Annotated in this window: 16 protein-coding genes; 13 read left to right on the forward strand and 3 right to left on the reverse strand. The window is 43.5% G+C overall.

Going from position 1 to position 17814, the window contains the following annotated elements; genetic code table 11:
- Positions 1-128 precede the first annotated feature (128 nt).
- Positions 129-1763, reverse strand: coding sequence for a hypothetical protein (locus J8L85_RS11220; RefSeq protein WP_211017273.1), 1635 nt, complete (start codon positions 1761-1763; stop codon positions 129-131).
- A 298-nt stretch (positions 1764-2061) separates the two neighbouring features.
- On the opposite strand from J8L85_RS11220, the gene J8L85_RS11225 reads away from it, so the two are divergent.
- The 8 genes from J8L85_RS11225 to J8L85_RS11260 all read left to right on the forward strand — a co-directional run bounded on the left by J8L85_RS11225 (position 2062) and on the right by J8L85_RS11260 (position 9210).
- On the forward strand, positions 2062-2442 hold the full coding sequence (locus tag J8L85_RS11225; RefSeq protein WP_211017275.1) for a response regulator: 381 nt from the start codon (positions 2062-2064) through the stop codon (positions 2440-2442).
- 148 nt (positions 2443-2590) lie between these two features.
- On the forward strand, positions 2591-3202 hold the full coding sequence (locus J8L85_RS11230) for a TetR/AcrR family transcriptional regulator (protein WP_211017276.1): 612 nt from the start codon (positions 2591-2593) through the stop codon (positions 3200-3202).
- A 4-nt stretch (positions 3203-3206) separates the two neighbouring features.
- Entirely contained in the window at positions 3207-4454 is a 1248-nt protein-coding gene (locus J8L85_RS11235; protein WP_211017279.1) for a TolC family protein, read from the forward strand.
- An 11-nt stretch (positions 4455-4465) separates the two neighbouring features.
- Entirely contained in the window at positions 4466-5362 is an 897-nt protein-coding gene (locus J8L85_RS11240) for an HlyD family efflux transporter periplasmic adaptor subunit (RefSeq protein ID WP_211017280.1), read from the forward strand.
- The gene (locus J8L85_RS11245; RefSeq protein WP_211017282.1) at positions 5359-6261 is read left to right on the forward strand and encodes an ABC transporter ATP-binding protein; all 903 of its coding nucleotides are present in this window, start codon (positions 5359-5361) and stop codon (positions 6259-6261) included. The genes J8L85_RS11240 and J8L85_RS11245 overlap by 4 nt, the downstream gene beginning before the upstream one ends.
- Positions 6258-6986 carry an ABC transporter ATP-binding protein gene (locus J8L85_RS11250; protein ID WP_211017284.1) on the forward strand — a complete coding sequence of 243 codons (729 nt, stop codon included), beginning with the start codon at positions 6258-6260 and terminating at the stop codon, positions 6984-6986. Before J8L85_RS11245 ends, J8L85_RS11250 begins: the two co-directional genes overlap by 4 nt.
- Positions 6983-8089 carry an ABC transporter permease gene (locus J8L85_RS11255; RefSeq protein WP_211017286.1) on the forward strand — a complete coding sequence of 369 codons (1107 nt, stop codon included), beginning with the start codon at positions 6983-6985 and terminating at the stop codon, positions 8087-8089. The genes J8L85_RS11250 and J8L85_RS11255 overlap by 4 nt, the downstream gene beginning before the upstream one ends.
- Positions 8089-9210, forward strand: coding sequence for an ABC transporter permease (locus tag J8L85_RS11260; protein WP_211017288.1), 1122 nt, complete (start codon positions 8089-8091; stop codon positions 9208-9210). Before J8L85_RS11255 ends, J8L85_RS11260 begins: the two co-directional genes overlap by 1 nt.
- A gap of 9 nt (positions 9211-9219) precedes the next feature.
- On the opposite strand, the gene J8L85_RS11265 is transcribed toward J8L85_RS11260, so the two are convergent.
- Positions 9220-9987 carry a hypothetical protein gene (locus J8L85_RS11265; protein WP_211017290.1) on the reverse strand — a complete coding sequence of 256 codons (768 nt, stop codon included), beginning with the start codon at positions 9985-9987 and terminating at the stop codon, positions 9220-9222.
- Between the two features lie 105 nt (positions 9988-10092).
- Entirely contained in the window at positions 10093-10998 is a 906-nt protein-coding gene (locus tag J8L85_RS11270) for a hypothetical protein (protein WP_211017292.1), read from the reverse strand.
- A 279-nt stretch (positions 10999-11277) separates the two neighbouring features.
- Here J8L85_RS11270 and J8L85_RS11275 point away from each other — a divergent pair, with 279 nt between their 5' ends.
- The 5 genes from J8L85_RS11275 to J8L85_RS11295 all read left to right on the forward strand — a co-directional run bounded on the left by J8L85_RS11275 (position 11278) and on the right by J8L85_RS11295 (position 17807).
- Entirely contained in the window at positions 11278-11577 is a 300-nt protein-coding gene (locus J8L85_RS11275; RefSeq protein ID WP_211017294.1) for a hypothetical protein, read from the forward strand.
- A gap of 253 nt (positions 11578-11830) precedes the next feature.
- Complete coding sequence (locus tag J8L85_RS11280; protein WP_211017296.1) at positions 11831-12520, forward strand: ABC transporter ATP-binding protein; 690 nt, start codon at positions 11831-11833, stop codon at positions 12518-12520.
- A 5-nt stretch (positions 12521-12525) separates the two neighbouring features.
- Positions 12526-15024 (forward strand): TonB-dependent receptor, encoded by a 2499-nt coding sequence (locus J8L85_RS11285; protein WP_211017298.1) that lies wholly within the window; start codon positions 12526-12528, stop codon positions 15022-15024.
- A gap of 2 nt (positions 15025-15026) precedes the next feature.
- A complete protein-coding gene (locus J8L85_RS11290; RefSeq protein WP_211017300.1) occupies positions 15027-16466 on the forward strand; it encodes a DUF3526 domain-containing protein in 1440 nt (479 codons plus the stop codon).
- On the forward strand, positions 16467-17807 hold the full coding sequence (locus J8L85_RS11295; protein WP_211017303.1) for a DUF3526 domain-containing protein: 1341 nt from the start codon (positions 16467-16469) through the stop codon (positions 17805-17807). It abuts the gene before it with no gap.
- Positions 17808-17814: the final 7 nt, after the last annotated feature.

Consider the following 17814-nt stretch of genomic DNA (forward strand, 5'->3'; position numbering starts at 1 on the left):
TTGACCGCATTGGGTTTATAGTTAGGATTATTTTATAAATGTGTAAATGAAAAAATAGCGAGGGTCATGCCCTCGCTATTTTTTTTATCCAAATTTCATCCATTTGTATATGATAGGTGTTCACAGTTTTAACCATTATTAAAAAACCAGTTGTAGTTTACGATCAAGTCATTCATATTTGAGATGGTCACGTTAGAAATTGCTGAGGTTCCAGGATTGTTTAAATAGTTAATGTATCCGTTCATAATAGCATTGGCTACTGTATGGTCATATACCAAATTAATTATTTCATCCAGTTCGGCTTCGTCAAATTGATTGTCCCCAATATTTAAATCAGATATTTTGGTGTTTAATGAAATATCAAGATCGTTAAGATTATTGTTTTTAATATAGAGTCTTTCCAAGTCTGGATTACTGGATAATTCTATTTCTGTCAGATTATTGTTTTCCACATAAAGGTCTCTCAACTTTGTATTGGCCGATACATCAAGGGCTGTTAATTCATTCGTGAACAAATCGACACGGACAAGATTTGTATTTTTTGTTAAGTCTATGTTTTGAAGATTATTCGCACCTATGTTGATCTCGGTTAAGGCAACATTTGAAGAAATATCGATTGCTGATATCAAATTGTTCGACACATCAAAATTTTTCAAATTAGAATTACTTGAAATGTCAATTGTCATTAATGTATTGTTTGCAAAATCGAACTGCTCCAAATTTAAGTTATTCGAAAAATCGATACTGCTTAGGTTGTTATCTCTAGCAAACACCTGTTTTAATCTGGAGTTATTGGTCAGGTCTAGCTCAGATATTTGGTTGCTGGAAACCCAAAGGATTTCTAAGGCATTATTTTGTGAAGTGTTCAGGCTTGTCAGTTTACCATTGTATAATTTACATGTTTTTAGCAATGTCAATTTTTCGAGGTCTATGGTCGTAAGATTACTTTTATAATCATCGTCCAGGCTACCTTCAAAATTTATAAGCTCAATGGCCTCAATGGCTCCACTAACTTTTATGGTAAAGACTTCGTTTTGGGAATAGCTGTGGGAGATTGTATTATCAATACCCGAATTAGATATTGTTGATACATATTCATCTATGGTACCGTCTCCCCAGTCTACCAAATATGTAGACCCGGTAATTGATTTTATATCCAGAACTTTTGTTGTAGCACCTTCTGTCTCATCTACGGTTAAACTAAAGAAATCTGTACTTTCAGAAATTGTTAAACTTAAGCCTGTGTACCCAAAATCAACTGAAGCATAACCTGCTGCATTTATACTTTCGGTAACGGTTTCTGTAGTCTCGTCTGACGTTATTACAAAATCAAAAGGTAATGGTTTTGTAGTAAATTGAGCTAAAGTTGAATTTTCTTTCGGAGCTATTGAAATGACAACATCATTCTCATCGGTCACAATAAATTCTACCACGGTATAAGTGTCGGGCTCTAAGGTGATTTCATTAGTTATATAGCTGTTGTCATCTTTTATCAACGCAACCTTTTCTTTTGTAAGAATAGAGTCTCCACTAGAATTATTTATGCTTAAAAGAACAAATGCAGGTTCTAGACTTTTTTGGATTCCTTCGGATTGGTTTTTTGCTGTAATTTGCATTAAGTCAATTCGAAATATTTGTCCTCCTTCTGATTCAACGATAGGGTCATTTTTTGTTGGGTCGTCCGTTACCGTTGGATCATCACTATCTGAGGAACAGGAAATAGTAAAGAAGGACAGTAAAAGAATGAGCCACATTTTTTTCATAGTATTGGTCGGTTTAGGGTAATTATTGTAAAATTCTAAAGTAAAAAAATAAAAAAAAATTATAATAGTCAACATCGATATCACTCTTATAGTCCCCTTCCCTTTCTTTCCTTTTTAATCATTTCTTATTTTTGATATAGCGGTTTTTATGCATTTAGAAGAAGATAATCTCATCATAGATAACCCATAAAAAAAATAGTGGTTTTACACTTTTACGGAGACTTCTGCACCTTTCGTCCAAATTAATTTCTCCTTTTGAGACAATAGAATAGTTTTAAATCCCCGAAACCAAAAAAATATGAAACTAGACCTCGTTATCGTGGATGACTCTTCGCTTTGGTTGTCCTTGGCAGAAAATCTTGCCAAAACCCATCCTTTAATAGGTAACATTACCTCTTTTCTCGATTCTTACGATGCCTGGGTATACATACAAGTATCCAAACCACAGGTGGTAATGTCCGATATTGAAATGCCAGGTATGAACGGATTTTCCTTTCTTGAGATGTTCTCTAACCGAATGTCCTTTATATCCAGTTCTACCAAACAGGGATTTGAAGTCGTTGCCAGAGAACTTGGGTGCGCAGATTTTATCAGAAAGCCCTATACCAAGAGTCAACTTCACCGATCCATAGATTTGGTTCGCAATCAACTACAAGGAAAACCAGCCTCGTTTATGTGAGAATTAAGATTGATTCCATCACTTCCCCCCTAACAGGTTTGCGAAAACCCTAATCCCCCTTTGCTGATTTCTTTAGCTCCATATTTTTGTTGGGAATTCAATTTTTAGATATATTTGTTAACCAAATGGTTAAACTATATAGTTAAAAATGGCTAGAAAGAAGGATGAAAATACTGAAGCATTAATCTTAGAGGCCGCAAAAACAGTCTTTCAGGCCAAGGGAATGGACGGAGCCCGCATGCAGGAAATAGCGGACAAGGCGGGTATAAACAAGGCAATGCTGCATTACTACTACAGAAATAAGAAACTGCTGTTCGAGGCGGTTTTTAACAATGCCTTTTCCTTGTTGGCCCCGCAATTGAAGGCCATACTAAACGATGATTCCCCTATCGAGGAGAAGGTAAGGAACTTTACCTCCGACTATATTTCCTTTATCATCGATTATCCCTATATCCCCAACTTTATCATCCAGGAACTCAATAGAAATCCGGACTTTATCCTCAAACTTAAGGACAATCCGAGCTTTCCCAACATCGATAAATTTAAAAAACAGGTAGATGAGGAGGTCAAACAAGGTATCCTAAGACCGATCCGTGCCGAACAATTGTTTATCAACATCATGGCATTGAACGTTTTTCCCTTCGTGGCCAAACCCTTGCTCAAGGCATTCACCAATACAGGGGAAGAGGCCTACCACCAACTTCTTGAAGTCCGAAAGACCGAGGTGGCGGACTTTATTATTCATTCCATTAAGACTTAGTAAAATGAAACAATTCCTAATCTTCCTCGCAATTTTAATGGCCATCCCTTCGATGGCCCAGAAGCGCATATCGCTTACGGAATGCTACCGATTGGTAAACGACCACTATCCCTTGGCCAAGCAGAAAGATTTGCTCGAGGCGCAAAACACCTTGGAATCGGAGGCGGTCTCCACTTCCCAATTACCGCAAGTCGCCTTCGATGCCTATGCGACCTACCTGTCGGACGTGATCGAGTTTCCCTTGGCCATGTCGGGTATAGAACCCCTTAACAACGACCAATACCGGGCTACGGTTTCCGTCAATCAATTGATTTACAACGGAGGGGCCACGGGGGCTTCGCTCGACCTGAAATCCGCACAGCTAAAGGCAAAACAGAAGGAAGTGGAGGTTAGCCTGTACCAACTGAAAAAACAAATCAACCAGGTCTACTTTTCCGTTTTATTGGCGCAGGAGTCCGAGGCCTTGTTAAGCGCAAAGGAAAAGCAATTACGGGCCAAACTCAAGGAAGTGCAATCGGGAATCAAATACGGTGTGCTGTTACCGGCATCGGACAAGGTGTTGGAGGCCGAACTTTTAAAGATCGGCCAACAGTTTCAAGAGATCGAGAGTGATAAAAGGGCTTTGGTCGAAACACTTTCGAGTCTCATCGGTAAGCCCTTGACCACGGAAACGGTATTTGAAAGGCCCTTCGTACAAACGGACCTGCAAACAGATGTAAATCGGCCGGAACTCGAATGGTTCGAACTTAAAAAGGAGGAAATCGAAGGCTCGGAACACGTGCTGTCGAAACAAAACGCACCCAAACTATTGGGCTTTGCGACCGGAGGTTACGGAAATCCCGGACTGAACATGCTCGATAATTCCTTTCAGGGCTTTTATACGGTGGGAGTCAAATTGAACTGGAAGGTCTTCGATTGGAATGCCAACAAAAAGCAACGCGAGGCCTTGGCGATCAACAAGGATATCATTACGAACGAGAGCGAGGCCTTTCAACTGAATACCAATATCGAACTGAACCGCCAACAAAGGGAAATAGAAAAAATTGAAGGCTTTATAGTGGCGGACCAAGAGATCATAAGGCTCCGAAAGGAAGTGCTGCAATCGGCCGATTCGCAGCTTAAGAACGGGGTAATCACCGCATCGGCCTACATTACGGAGCTCACCAACCTATACGAAGACGAAAACACCTTGATACGGCATAAGATCCAATTGGAACTGGCAAAGGCCAATTACAACGTAATTAAAGGATAAAACAAACAGAAATGAAAAAATTCAATTATATACTCGGCCTGGGCCTTGTGGCCACTACCCTATTCTCCTGTGGCGATTCCAACGGAAAAGCCGACGGCTATGGAAATTTTGAAGCTACCGAGATCACCATTTCGGCCGAGAACAACGGAAAACTGATGGCCTTTGATATTGATGAGGGCGATGTGCTTCAAAAAGGACAATTGATCGGTTATATCGATACCATTCCACTTGCCTTAAAACGCGAGCAATTGGAAGTGTCCAAGGCCGTGATCGCCTCAAAGTCCAAGGGTGTACTCTCGCAAATAGCGGTTTTGCGTTCCCGATTAAAAACGGCCCAGACCAATAAGGCCAGGGTAGAAAACCTGATCAAGGACAATGCGGGTACACAAAAACAGTTGGACGATGTTACCGGGGAAATCGATGTGATCCAAAACCAGATCAGAAGCATCGAGATCCAGAATGCCCCCGTGGTCAACGAACTGAAGTCCATTGACGTGCAGTTAAAGCAAATCGATGACCAAATACGGAAAAGCAAGATCGTCAACCCCGTAAACGGAACGATCTTGGCCAAATACGCCGAACCCAATGAAATTACGGCATTTGGGAAGCCCCTCTATAAGATTGCCGACCTAAGTACCATGCAATTGCGGGTCTATATCAGCGAGCCCCAATTGCAAAGCGTAAAGCTGGGGCAACAAGTGACCGTTAAAATTGATGCCGATGATACGATGAAGTCCTACGACGGCACCATTGCCTGGATCGCCTCGGAAGCGGAATTTACCCCCAAGATCATTCAGACCAAGGAAGAACGCGTGGCCTTGGTATATGCGGTAAAAGTAGACGTTGCCAATGACGGTAGCCTAAAAATAGGCATGCCGGCCGAAATGTGGATATCCGAGGAACAATGAGCATCACTCTTGCCAACATATCAAAATCGTACAAGAGCCTAAAGGCCTTGGAGGCCATTTCCTTTGAGGTGAAGGCGGGCGAGTTGTTCGGACTCATTGGTCCCGACGGGGCCGGAAAGACGACCTTGTTCCGAATTCTGACAACGCTCTTGCTCGCCGATGAAGGCACGGCAAGGGTTACCGGTTTCGATGTGGTTTCCGATTACAAAAAGATCAGGAACAGTGTCGGCTATATGCCGGGGAGGTTTTCGCTCTACCAAGACCTGACGGTCGAGGAAAACTTGACTTTCTTCGCTACCATCTTCGGAACGACCATAGCGGAGAACTACGATCTGATCAAGGAGATCTACGTGCAAATAGAACCCTTTAAAGACCGTAGGGCCGGAAAGCTGTCCGGGGGAATGAAACAGAAATTGGCCCTGTGCTGCGCGCTGATCCACAAACCCGAGGTGCTGTTCTTGGACGAGCCCACTACGGGGGTCGACCCGGTTTCGAGAAAGGAGTTTTGGGAGATGCTCAAACGCTTGCAGCAAAAAGGCATTACCATTCTGGTATCGACCCCGTATATGGACGAAGCGGCCTTGTGCGACCGGATCGCCCTGATCCAAGGCGGGAAGATTTTACAGATCGACACGCCCCAGGCCATTGTAAGGCACTACCCCAAGCCCATATATAACCTTAGGGCGAACAAGACCTATCAACTGATAAAGGCCTTAAAGGCCTATAAAAACAATTACAGTGTCTACCCTTTCGGGGAGTTTGTGCATTATACGGATCAAAGAACCGATTTTGATCCCTCGGAGTTAAAAGCATACCTCGAATCAGAAGGCCTATCGGATGTGGTCATAGAAAAGACCGAGGCCACTATTGAGGACACCTTTATGGAACTGGCAAAATGAAGCGGGAAAAAGTCATACAAGTAGCGGACTTGACCAAGAGGTTCGGCGATTTTGCCGCGGTAGACGCCATTAGTTTTGACGTGTACAGGGGTGAAATATTCGGTTTTCTAGGGGCGAACGGTGCAGGAAAGACCACGGCCATGAAAATGTTGATCGGTATTTCCAATCCCACATCGGGCCAGGCCCAGGTGGCAGGGTTCGACGTGTTTACCCATGCCGAGGACATCAAGAAGAACATCGGCTATATGAGCCAAAAGTTTGCTTTGTACGACGATTTGACGGTTAGGGAGAACATTCGCTTTTTTGGGGGCATTTACGGCTTGTCGAGAGGGCGGATCAAAGAGAAATCGGATGCCCTGATCGAGGAATTGGGGCTGCAGGGAGCCGCCCATAAGTTGGTGGGTGCCCTGCCCTTGGGATGGAAGCAAAAACTATCCTTTTCGGTGGCCTTGATCCACGACCCCAAAATCGTGTTCTTGGATGAACCCACCGGAGGCGTAGATCCCATTACCCGACGTCAGTTTTGGGAAATGATCTACAAGGCGGCCCATCAGGGAACCACCGTTTTTGTAACCACGCATTATATGGATGAAGCCGAATACTGTGATCGGGTGTCGATTATGGTCAATGGCAAAATAGAGGCCTTGGACAGTCCAAAGCTACTAAAGGAGCAGTTTCAGGCGGCCAATATGAACGATGTGTTCTTAAAACTTGCTCGCGGATGAAACGGTTCATAGGCTTTATAAAAAAGGAATTCTACCATATTTTTAGGGACAGACGCTCCCTGTTCATCCTCTTCGGGATGCCCATTGCCCAGATCTTACTGTTCGGTTTTGCCATTACCAATGAGATCAACAATGTCGATATTGCCATTTTGGACTCTTCCAAAGATGATGTTACGGAAGAGATCATCCATAAAATATCCGCTTCAAAATACTTCAGTATCAAACAGTTTATTGAAAAGGAGTCGGATATTAAAGGCATTTTTAAACAGGGCAAGGTAAAGGCCATCTTGAATTTTGAAAAGGACTTTAGCAAGAACCTGGTCAAAGACCACAAGACCACGATACAGATCATAACCGACGCCACCGACCCCAATACGGCAAATACCATTGCCAATTTTGTAAACGCCATTCTTCAGAAATACCAAAAATCCTTGAACGAGGATCTGGTGGTCGCCTATCAAATCGTACCCGAATCGCGAATGGTCTATAATCCGGAATTAAAAAGCGTCTACATGTTCGTGCCCGGGGTAATGACCATTATTTTGATGCTGGTTTCCGCGATGATGACGTCCATTTCCATCACTAGGGAAAAGGAAATGGGCACTATGGAAATCCTCTTGGTCTCCCCTTTAAAACCCATTCAGGTGATTGTGGGAAAGGTGTTTCCCTATATTTTCCTGTCGATAATCAATGCGGTCGTAATCGTGGTATTGAGCATTTTTATTTTTAAAATGCCGGTACAGGGAAGCCTGTTTTTATTGGCATTGGAGAGTATCTTGTTTATTGTATCGGCCTTGGCCTTGGGAATTTTAATCTCTACGATTTCGGCCACGCAGCAAACGGCCATGATGATTTCCTTAATGGGACTCATGCTTCCGGTAATACTGTTATCGGGCTTTATCTTTCCCATTTCCAGTATGCCCGTACCGCTTCAACTGATCAGCAATATCATTCCCGCCAAATGGTTTATTATCATCATTAAGGGCATTATGCTCAAAGGGGTCGGCCTTGAGTTTATATGGAAGGAAACCTTGATCTTATTGGGTATGACCGTCTTCTTCATTGCCCTGAGCGTAAGGAAATATAAAATCAGGCTAGCGTAATGAAGACCATCCTATACATCATACAAAAAGAGTTCAAGCAAATCTTTAGGAATAAGGGGATGCTTCCCATCATTTTTGTCTTGCCCCTGCTCCAACTCATTATTTTATCGAATGCGGCCACATTTGAAGTCCAACACATCAAATTCGGCTATATCGATGGCGACCATAGTGCTACATCCCGGGCCTTGGTCGAAAAGTTCGATGCCTCGTCCTATTTTGAGGTGTGGACCGATTTTCCTTCTGAGGTCCAGGCCAGTGCGGCCATGTTAAGGGGAGAGGTCGATGTTGTGCTAAACATTCCCCCCTATTTTGAACGCGATCTACAAAAGGACAAACACCAAAGCCTAGGGGTAACCATCAATGCCATCGACGGCGCAGCGGCCGGTGTCGAGAACGTCTACGTTACCCAGATCATCCAAGGTTTCAATCAAGGGCTAAGGGTCGATTTACAACAAATTACGGACCAGCAGGTACAGGCCATGGCCATTGAAACCATTCCCTTGTTCTGGTACAACGAGACCTTGAACTACAAAACCTTTATGGTACCGGGCATATTGGTCTTACTGGTCACCATGATTACGCTCTTTCTCTCGGGAATGAACATTGTTAGGGAAAAGGAAATCGGTACATTGGAGCAAATAAATGTAACCCCGATCAAAAAAAGACAGTTTATCATTGGTAAGCTCTTTCCCTTTTGGGTGATAGGCATGGGCTTGTTGACCATTGGGTTGATCATTGCCAAACTCATTTTTGATGTGCCCATTCTAGGTAGTTTGCCCCTTATGTACCTCTATACCTCCATCTATATTTTGGTGGTGCTGGGAATCGGACTGTTCATTTCAAACTTTACCGATACCCAACAACAGGCCATGTTTATCGCTTGGTTTTTTACGGTGATCTTTATTTTGATGAGCGGATTGTTTACGCCCATTGAAAGCATGCCGAAATGGGCACAGGTGCTTACGGAGTTCAATCCCATCAAATACTTTGTGGAAGTTATGCGAATGGTGATGCTGAAGGGCTCGGGATTTATGGATATTCTTCCCCAATTATCAAAAACCCTGCTCTATGCCTTAATCATGAACGGATTGGCCGTTTGGAGCTATAGGAAAACATCGTGAATGGCTAGGCTACAGTACCGTCTCATCGTTCAGCCAACGTTGCAAAAGGCCTTCGTTATGCGAAATGGCAACCAAGTAAAACGTATCGAATTTTTTAAATACCCGCGATTCTTTAAGGGGCTCCATACAGACCGATACCGGGGCCAAATAATTGGAATGGATCAGGAACAACTCCCCTTCCTGTTTTAAGAGGTAGCCTACATGGCCCTCATCAAAACCTATAAAGTAGAGTCCCTCTTGGGTCAGGCGATCGATCTCTTCATGGGCTTCTTCCGGGGTTTCCTGTACGACCTTGTCGATGGCCGAACCACAACTGATCATTTTGGCTTCGTCTATGGGCGATTTTTGGGCCAGTTTATACCGGTTGAGGTTTAGGCCCATATCGCGCAAGGTGGTCGATATAAAATACCCACAGGCGATCTTCCCTTGCTTGGGTACCGCCGTATGGCCGCCAAAACTCCAAGGAGTCCCGTACCAGTGGGGAATGATCTTATCCACCAATTGGTCGGTAAAGGCCGTTTTTATCGTCTCCAGGGAAACAGTACCCGACCGGAACCCTTCTTTCAAACGCAAACGAAGTTGTCCGGTATATATTTTGGTATTGGTATAGGAAGTGGTAATACTATCCGAAGTTATTTTATTGCGCTTTGTAAAACCCTTTGCATCATGGTCGGACCAGGTTGTTTTGCCCACGGGTGTATAGATAGTACCGTCCTCTGTTATGGGAGGTGCCTCCTTGGTAAGTCCGAATGCGAGTAGCAAAGAAAAGAAGAACATATGTACAGGTGTTTTTTATGATTTGGGTGCTATGAGCGTAACGTTTTTATTGGCAGTAAATTACATCAAAAATGTTAATTTTTAATTTCATCACTTGTATAACATCTATATACTAAGGTTTACGGCCCACCATACATCGTAATCCCTTGGTATTAAAGGTCTGTAGCTTTGAAAACCTTGGTCGGCTATTTTTAGTCCCACAATAGCATTATTGTTGGTATCCCGTACATAGTCGATAAAGATAAAAGAATGGCCGTACGGATCTAATTTTTTTACATCGGTGCCTTTTACTACCTGCTCATAATCTTCTTTATACCGCCATACCTGCATGAGTGCCCCGGGTTTTAACTGTCCGCCCCAGATACCGGTGGAATCTATCAAGGTACCCATACCTGCGTAGGCAATGGCGCCGGCGTTGCCCTTGCCCCGATAGGTTTCGGGAAGGCTTTTCCAATCCCTATCGGTATCCGAGGCCGAAGCATAAAGTAGGTCGAATACCTGTTTGGTACTATGTAATTTTGAGGCCATACGTTCCGGTAGGTCTTGATAGGGCGAATGACCATAAACTTGTTTGTAGGCCTTCTCAAAGCGCCCCTTGCTTACCGCAAGGCAATGCCCTCCGGGTTCCTTGTTCGGACTGGCCAGGTAATTTTCAACTATTTTTTGTGCTACAGGGCTGGCACTAGCCAAAAAGGCCTGCCATGCAGCTTCCTTTAAATTTTCGGTAATGTTGTTCGTTTGTAGTAATGAGTCCGGTATCGATGGTGTCGCGGGTGTTTTAATGCTAATGTATTCATGTACGTGAAACCCAAGGTCCTGTAACACTTGCTTGGTGGAATTTTGTTGTGTAGGTGCCGAAATTTCCGTCATCTCCACCGGAATCGGTTCTGCCGCCTTCGGGCGGGTCGTAGCACAGCTCAAGACCAAAAGGCAGGTAAGTGATAAACACATAGGGTAAACACTGAAATTCTTGACCACGATCTTTCTTCGTACGTTCCCATTTTTCATCATTGTGCTCACTTTTCATATCATTGGACCGTTGCAATCGTACCGTTATGTTACAACGTTGTTTTCAATGGTCCGTCAAGACTACAAAGGTACCAAATTTACAGGGGTATCGGTGTGCATAAGCTTGAAATAACTTGCCGTAGTGAACCAAAGTAGTTCTATTTGTTTTATACTTTATACTAGCAATTGATATGGCACATAGTTTATGTTTCTTTAAAGTTTGTATGTTTTTTCTTATTTATCCATCATAATTTATATTATTATTTATTTTTACCGCTGACTATGAAAAACGGTAAGCATTTTATTGCCTTATTTTATATAACCTTGATGCTTTTTTTCAAGGTGGCGGGCTTGCATGCGTTTTTACATCAAATAGATGATACAGATACTCAGCATTGTGAGGTGTGTCATATCACTACAGCGGTTAATTTTACTCCTGTCATAGAAACCAAGCCACTCGTTTTACCACAAACGGATTTCTATGATTTTGAACAAAAAACAGCGACCAACACTCTAGACTTTGTTTTTAAGAACAGGTTTTTAACCGACAATCGATTTACCCGGCCCCCGCCACAATCCTGATCCTTTCTGTTTTATAGAACCGTAATGAGCTATAGGGATACCTATGCCCTATAACCTGCCGTATGCGCTTTGTGCCCTACATTCTTTGTACACCAAAGCCGAGCGGTATTTTTCAAGGTCTTATAAAACAGTAGGCCCCGCCCCTATTGCAAGGTAGTTTCCCAACAGCAAAATACCCTTGTTTGCCATATCGCTTGCGATAGGAAGCCTGCATATAAAAAAATCATAATCAATTTTAATTCATAGAACACTTATGTTAAAAGCATTGAACATAACCAAGTCTTATAATGGAAAAGTTGCGTTAAAGGATGTTTCCTTCGAAGTTTCCAAAGGAGAAATATTCTGTTTATTAGGTCAAAATGGCGCAGGAAAGACCACGACCATCAATATCTTTTTGGGTTTTATACAAAAAGATGGCGGAAAGGCCTTTGTGGCCGATAAGGAAGTGGGCAAGGACGATACCAATCAACTCACGGCCTATATCCCCGAAACGGTACAGCTCTATGGCAACCTGAGCGGTGTTGAAAACCTTGATTTCTTTAGCCGTTTGGCCGGTTTTCGCTATAGCACCGGTGAATTGGAAGCCTTTTTGTCCAAAACGGGATTGCAAGAGGATGCACAGCACAAAAGGCTGTCTTCCTACTCGAAGGGAATGCGCCAGAAAGTGGGGATAGCCGTTGCCCTCGCCAAGAATGCGGAGGTCATTTTTATGGATGAGCCTACCTCTGGTCTTGATCCCAAGGCCACTGCGGAATTTACAGAAATCTGTAAGGAACTTGCCGAAATGGGCAAAGTCATTTTTATGGCCACCCACGATATCTTCAATGCGGTAGAACTGGGCACCACGATCGGAATTATGAAAGAAGGAGTCCTGGCCCAGCAATTAAAGGCCAGTGAAATCGATGCAAACGAATTAAATCAACTATATCTCGAAACCATTTAGAACAGATGAACAACTATATAAAAATTATACTGGCCTTATTGGTCAGCAACGTAACACTTGCCCAAATAACGGTTAATGGTAGGGTGACCGATACGGGCGGAGCACCCGTTTTTGGGGCCACCGTTTCTTTTTCGAATATCAGCTCCAGCAACAAAGGAGGTACCGTTACCGATATGGACGGCAATTTTAGTTTCGAGACTCCCCTAACGGGCAACTATCGAGTTACGGTAAGTTACATTGGCCTAAAAACGCTTCGTTTTCAAAAATCGTTCGACCAAGTTACCGATTACGATTTGGGCACGATCACCCTACAAGAGAATGTAGAGCAATTGCAATCGGTCGAAGTGATCGGCAGGGCCCGAACGGACTACAACAGTGATTATTCGTTTTCGGCAACAAAAGTGGCCATTGCCAATAAAGAATTGCCTCAGGCCATTACTTCGGTAACCAAGGAGTTAATTGCGGACCGCCTTGCCTTTCAAGTACCGGATGCGGTTAAAACGGTAAGTAATGTTTCGGTTACGGGCTTGTACAACCACTATAATATTCGTGGAATTACACAGGCGGATGACGGACAAGTGTTAAATGGAATGCGTACCCGTCAATATTACTTTCTACAACCCATTACCTCGCACCTAGAACGTGTTGAGGTCATAAAAGGCCCCTCATCGGTTACTTTTTCCAGTGCAGATCCCGGAGGTACCGTGAACATGGTTACTAAAAAACCATTGGCGGAAAAGCGCAGTGAAGTATCCTTGACCACGGGTAGTTTTGCAACCATAAGGGCTACGGCCGATTTTACGGGACCGTTGAACGAATCCAAAACCCTTCTATATCGTTTTAATGCCGCTGTACAAGAGGCGGATTCGTTTAGGGACGTGGTAAACAACAATGCCATTTTATTTTCGCCTTCCCTAAGCTATATCCCCAATGAAACCACTTCCCTTAATGTGGAAATGATATACAGCGATGCCGAAGGAAACTTGGATAGAGGGCAGCCCATTTTTGGCGCTATTAATGGGGAATATAATATTGATAGTACGCCAATTACAATGAATGTTGGGGCTTCAAGCGATCATTACAAAAACAAAGAGCTCATTTTTATGGCCAACTTTAGTAAAAAGCTATCCGATAATTTAGGTTTTAATGCACAGTACATGAAACAAACCTGGGATGAGGATTTAGCTGAACATAGAGTGGATGGTACGGCCGTGGATATTGATGGAAATGTGATTCCTACTTTGGCCAGAATGCGATATGATGAAAGACAACAATTTTGGGAAACCGATAACTTTAGTACGTACTTTACATACGACATCAAAACGGAAAAGATTACCAATAAAATATTGGTCGGCTATGATGCCACGCGTTGGGAAAGAAAAATTGGGGCCGGCTTCCTACGTGCCAGAAGGTACCTAACGGTAGACGGGGGTCAGGCCAATTATGACCCTGGTAATCCTGATAATTTTCAGCAAATGGTGGTAGACGGTGTTACTATGCCAGTGCCCGCAGTACCCCATTTTAATTTGGATGACCCTTTCAACGGTGCAAGAAATACAAATGCCTATGACCTGGCGGAATTAAGTATTCCTGCCAACCTGAATACTTCTAATGGGTTCTATATTCAAAACCAGTTTAAAGTAGGTAAATTTTCTGCTTTGGTGAACTTACGATATGAGCGTTTCACCGATATTTTTGATTATGAAGGCGATGAACAGGAGTTTAAAAACGAGGCCATTGTACCTCGATTCGGTGTAACCTATGAAATAACAAATACCGTTAGTGCATATGCCACGTATTTAGAAGGCTTTCAGCCCCACACCAATACGGTTTCATTATCACCATCTGCCGAAGGTTTCTTCTGGTCCACATCACCAAGTAGGTTTGACCCATTGGAAAGCAGCTTGACGGAATTTGGCGCGAAAGGAGAGTTTTTGAACGGTAAAATTTTTGCCAACCTAGCCGTTTTCAATATTACCCAAAAAAATATCCTGCTAGGAGACACCTATGATTTGGACAACCTCACCACCAGGGGCGAGCAAAGAAGTAGAGGTTTTGAAATGGATGTGTCCGGTTACCTATCACCAAACTTTCAACTTACCCTATCCTATGGTTTTGCGGATGCTGAAATTGTGGAAGATGCCATAGAGGAGTTTATTGGCGAACCCATAGGAGGTGCCCCAAAGCACAATGGTACGATTTGGGGACGCTATGATTTTACAAACGAAACGCTAAAAGGTATCGGAATCGGTTTGGGTGCCCAGTTTATGGATGAGCGGTATACGTGGTATAACCCCACGTACGACACCGACAGGCTGCTATTGCCCTCATATACCGTATTTGATGCGGCGGTGTATTACAGACCAAATAACACAGGGATGCAATTAACCCTAAAGCTCAACAATTTACTCGATGAAACGTATTGGCTAGGGGGGCTAAACCCGTCTCGGTTGGGTCCTGGGGCACCAAGAAACGTATTATTGAATGCAACCTATAAATTTTAACCATGAGGAAAAACGTAATTGTTTTATTGGCACGCCAATTATGGCAAAATGCCTTTAGGTCAAAAGTGATGTTGATAGCGTCCGTTTTAATGGTATTTCTATTGCTTTTTTCCGCTTACAGCGGATGGGAGAATTACCACGACCAAAACTACACCCGCGATATCATGCAGCATGAGGTTCAGGAGAGTTGGGAAAACAACCCCGACAAACACCCGCATCGTATGGCACACTATGGTTCCTTCGCCTTTAGGTTAAAGCATGTACTGAGCGTTTTTGACCTGGGTATGGAGAATTTTGTGGGCAATGCCATTTTTTTGGAGGCCCACAAACAGAACACCGTTAACTTTAGCGAAGCCAGTATGTCTACGGGGTTGTTACGGTTTGGTGAAGTCAGCTTGGCCATGTTGCTAAAAGTGATCGTACCGCTGTTGATTTTCTATTTGGGCTTTCATACCATTGCCCAAGAGCGGGAAAATGGCACGTTGAAATTATTGATCGGTCAGGGCATTACCCGAATGGAAATTGTCTTTGGCAAATGGTTGGGACTTTTTGGCCTGTCCTTGGTTTTTCTTGTGGCCGTCTTTCTGGTACTGCTCTTTTTTGTGGTCCTGGAATCGCACGACGGGCTGCACACCGACAGTCTGTTGAGGTACTTGGTGCTTTTGGTTTCCTACCTCTTGTTTTTTGCCATCCTCAGCGCTATTACCATTTTGGTTTCGGCCTATAGTAAAACGGCGAAGGGAGCGTTGGTAAAACTTTTGGGTATTTGGTTGCTGTTCGTAATCATTGTTCCCAAATCGTTACAGGCCATGGGCTACTACCTCTACCCCACCCCGTCTAAAATAGAAATGGAAACGGCCGTAGAACACGACCTGGTGCAGATAGGCGATAGCCATAATCCGGACGACCCCCATTTTAAGGCCTTAAAGGACTCGGTGCTCTTGGCGCACAATGTAGACGATGTGGCGGATCTTCCGTTTAACTATGGCGGATTTGTTATGGCTACGGGCGAGGCTTTGAGTACCGAGGTGTACCACAAGCACCAAAACCAACTTTATGAAGTGTACGGCAAACAAAACAAGTTGGAACGGTATTCGGCCTTTGTAAACCCCTACACGGCCATAAAGAACCTGTCCATGGCCTTTTCAGGAACCGATTTTAGATCCTTTCTTCATTTTAAGGACCAAGCGGAAACCTATCGGTACAAACTGGCACAGGAGATGAACCGGTTGCAGATGGAGCTTATACCCAATAAGGGCAAAGCCGGGCCAAACGTTATTTCCAGCGATTACTGGAAAAATTTTCCGCCCTTCGAATACGATTTTCTCAGTATTGCCCAGGTATTCAAAAATGAATTGACCTCTTTGTTGGCCCTGCTTTTATGGAGCGTATTGGCCGTTGTCGGACTGTTAAGATCATCGTCTAACCTAAAAGCACTCTAGATGTATAGTTTATTGTTTAAATCATTTTTTAGAACAAAGATATTTCTGGTAAGCCTGGTTTTATTATTGACCGTAGGCTTGATCAGTATCCTGATCGGTAAACAGTACTTGGTCAAACAGGAGAACACCCTTATTGCCGCACAGGAGTTTCAGGAAGAAAGCATAAAGAAAAATGTCATGTACCACAATGACGATCTTGGACTGCTCTTGTATTACCTCCGTTTTACCTTGGCAAAGAAACCTTCGAACATTAATGCCGTTTCCATAGGCCAAAGCGATGTAAACCCGCTTTTGCAAGCGGTCACCATCCGTGGTCTCGAAGGACAGAAATACGACACCGATTTTGAAAATCCATCCTTGTTGATGTCGGGTAACCTAGACTTGGGCTTCGTTGTCATTTACCTGTTTCCCTTGGTGTTGATCGCCATGACCTTTAATTTGTATTCAGAGGAAAAGGAATGGGGCACGTGGCGTATTTTGGCGGCGCAAACTTCGGGGAAGGCGGCATTTTTGTATAAAAAGCTCTTTGTTAGGGTGCTGTTTGTCTTTGCCGTTCTAATCCTCCTCATGTTTATGGCGAGTGCCATTCTGCAAATACCGATGAACGAAAATTTTTGGGCCCTATTTCTGCAAAGTGTGCTATATCTATTGTTTTGGAGCACTTTGTGTTTTTGGGTGGTCTCCTTTCTCAAGAGTTCCAGCTTCAATGCCCTGGCCTTGATATCCATTTGGGTGGTGCTTACGATCTTGCTACCCGCAGTGGTGAACAACTATGTCTTGAACAAGTACCAAGTGCCGGAAGCCTTGGAGGCCATGGTAGAACAGCGCGATGGATATCATGAAAAATGGGATATGGAAAAAAATGTTACGATGGACGGTTTTCTGGAAGCCTATCCGCAGTTTAAGAAATACCCCGTTCCCGAGGATGAGTTTTCTTGGATTTGGTATTACGGTATGCAACATATGGGCGATTTAACGGCAAGGGAAACCAGTGCCGAAATGATGGAAAAGGTAATGCTCCGCAACAAGGTAAGCGAAAAAGTGGCCCTTTTTGTCCCCACGATGCATGCACAGTTAAGCTTTAATAATTTGGCGGGAACCGATATGGTGAGCCATTTGGGATTCTTAAAAGAACTGACCAAGTATCACGAAAAGCTACGTTTGGACTTTTATACCAAAATTTTTGATAACAAGCCTGCCGATTCGGTCGATTGGAGCAAGTACAAAGTGGCTTATTATACCGGAAAGCGCAATATAGACTGGGTTTATTTGATGCTTCCGACCTTATTGATTACCGTGGTCATTGGCGCCCTTGGTGCCTATAGGCTACGAAAGTTGTAGATAGAAC

It is taken from the genome of Maribacter sp. MMG018, from assembly GCF_018100785.1.
Lineage (GTDB): Bacteria > Bacteroidota > Bacteroidia > Flavobacteriales > Flavobacteriaceae > Maribacter.

What these genes read in the sequence shown, in the direction of transcription:
- J8L85_RS11220 (WP_211017273.1), bottom strand. Translation starts at nt 1,763, where the DNA reads ATGAAAAAAATGTGGCTCATTCTTTTACTGTCCTTCTTTACTATTTCC.
- J8L85_RS11225 (WP_211017275.1), top strand. Translation starts at nt 2,062, where the DNA reads ATGAAACTAGACCTCGTTATCGTGGATGACTCTTCGCTTTGGTTGTCC.
- J8L85_RS11230 (WP_211017276.1), top strand. Translation starts at nt 2,591, where the DNA reads ATGGCTAGAAAGAAGGATGAAAATACTGAAGCATTAATCTTAGAGGCC.
- J8L85_RS11235 (WP_211017279.1), top strand. Translation starts at nt 3,207, where the DNA reads ATGAAACAATTCCTAATCTTCCTCGCAATTTTAATGGCCATCCCTTCG.
- J8L85_RS11240 (WP_211017280.1), top strand. Translation starts at nt 4,466, where the DNA reads ATGAAAAAATTCAATTATATACTCGGCCTGGGCCTTGTGGCCACTACC.
- J8L85_RS11245 (WP_211017282.1), top strand. Translation starts at nt 5,359, where the DNA reads ATGAGCATCACTCTTGCCAACATATCAAAATCGTACAAGAGCCTAAAG.
- J8L85_RS11250 (WP_211017284.1), top strand. Translation starts at nt 6,258, where the DNA reads ATGAAGCGGGAAAAAGTCATACAAGTAGCGGACTTGACCAAGAGGTTC.
- J8L85_RS11255 (WP_211017286.1), top strand. Translation starts at nt 6,983, where the DNA reads ATGAAACGGTTCATAGGCTTTATAAAAAAGGAATTCTACCATATTTTT.
- J8L85_RS11260 (WP_211017288.1), top strand. Translation starts at nt 8,089, where the DNA reads ATGAAGACCATCCTATACATCATACAAAAAGAGTTCAAGCAAATCTTT.
- J8L85_RS11265 (WP_211017290.1), bottom strand. Translation starts at nt 9,987, where the DNA reads ATGTTCTTCTTTTCTTTGCTACTCGCATTCGGACTTACCAAGGAGGCA.
- J8L85_RS11270 (WP_211017292.1), bottom strand. Translation starts at nt 10,998, where the DNA reads ATGATGAAAAATGGGAACGTACGAAGAAAGATCGTGGTCAAGAATTTC.
- J8L85_RS11275 (WP_211017294.1), top strand. Translation starts at nt 11,278, where the DNA reads ATGAAAAACGGTAAGCATTTTATTGCCTTATTTTATATAACCTTGATG.
- J8L85_RS11280 (WP_211017296.1), top strand. Translation starts at nt 11,831, where the DNA reads ATGTTAAAAGCATTGAACATAACCAAGTCTTATAATGGAAAAGTTGCG.
- J8L85_RS11285 (WP_211017298.1), top strand. Translation starts at nt 12,526, where the DNA reads ATGAACAACTATATAAAAATTATACTGGCCTTATTGGTCAGCAACGTA.
- J8L85_RS11290 (WP_211017300.1), top strand. Translation starts at nt 15,027, where the DNA reads ATGAGGAAAAACGTAATTGTTTTATTGGCACGCCAATTATGGCAAAAT.
- J8L85_RS11295 (WP_211017303.1), top strand. Translation starts at nt 16,467, where the DNA reads ATGTATAGTTTATTGTTTAAATCATTTTTTAGAACAAAGATATTTCTG.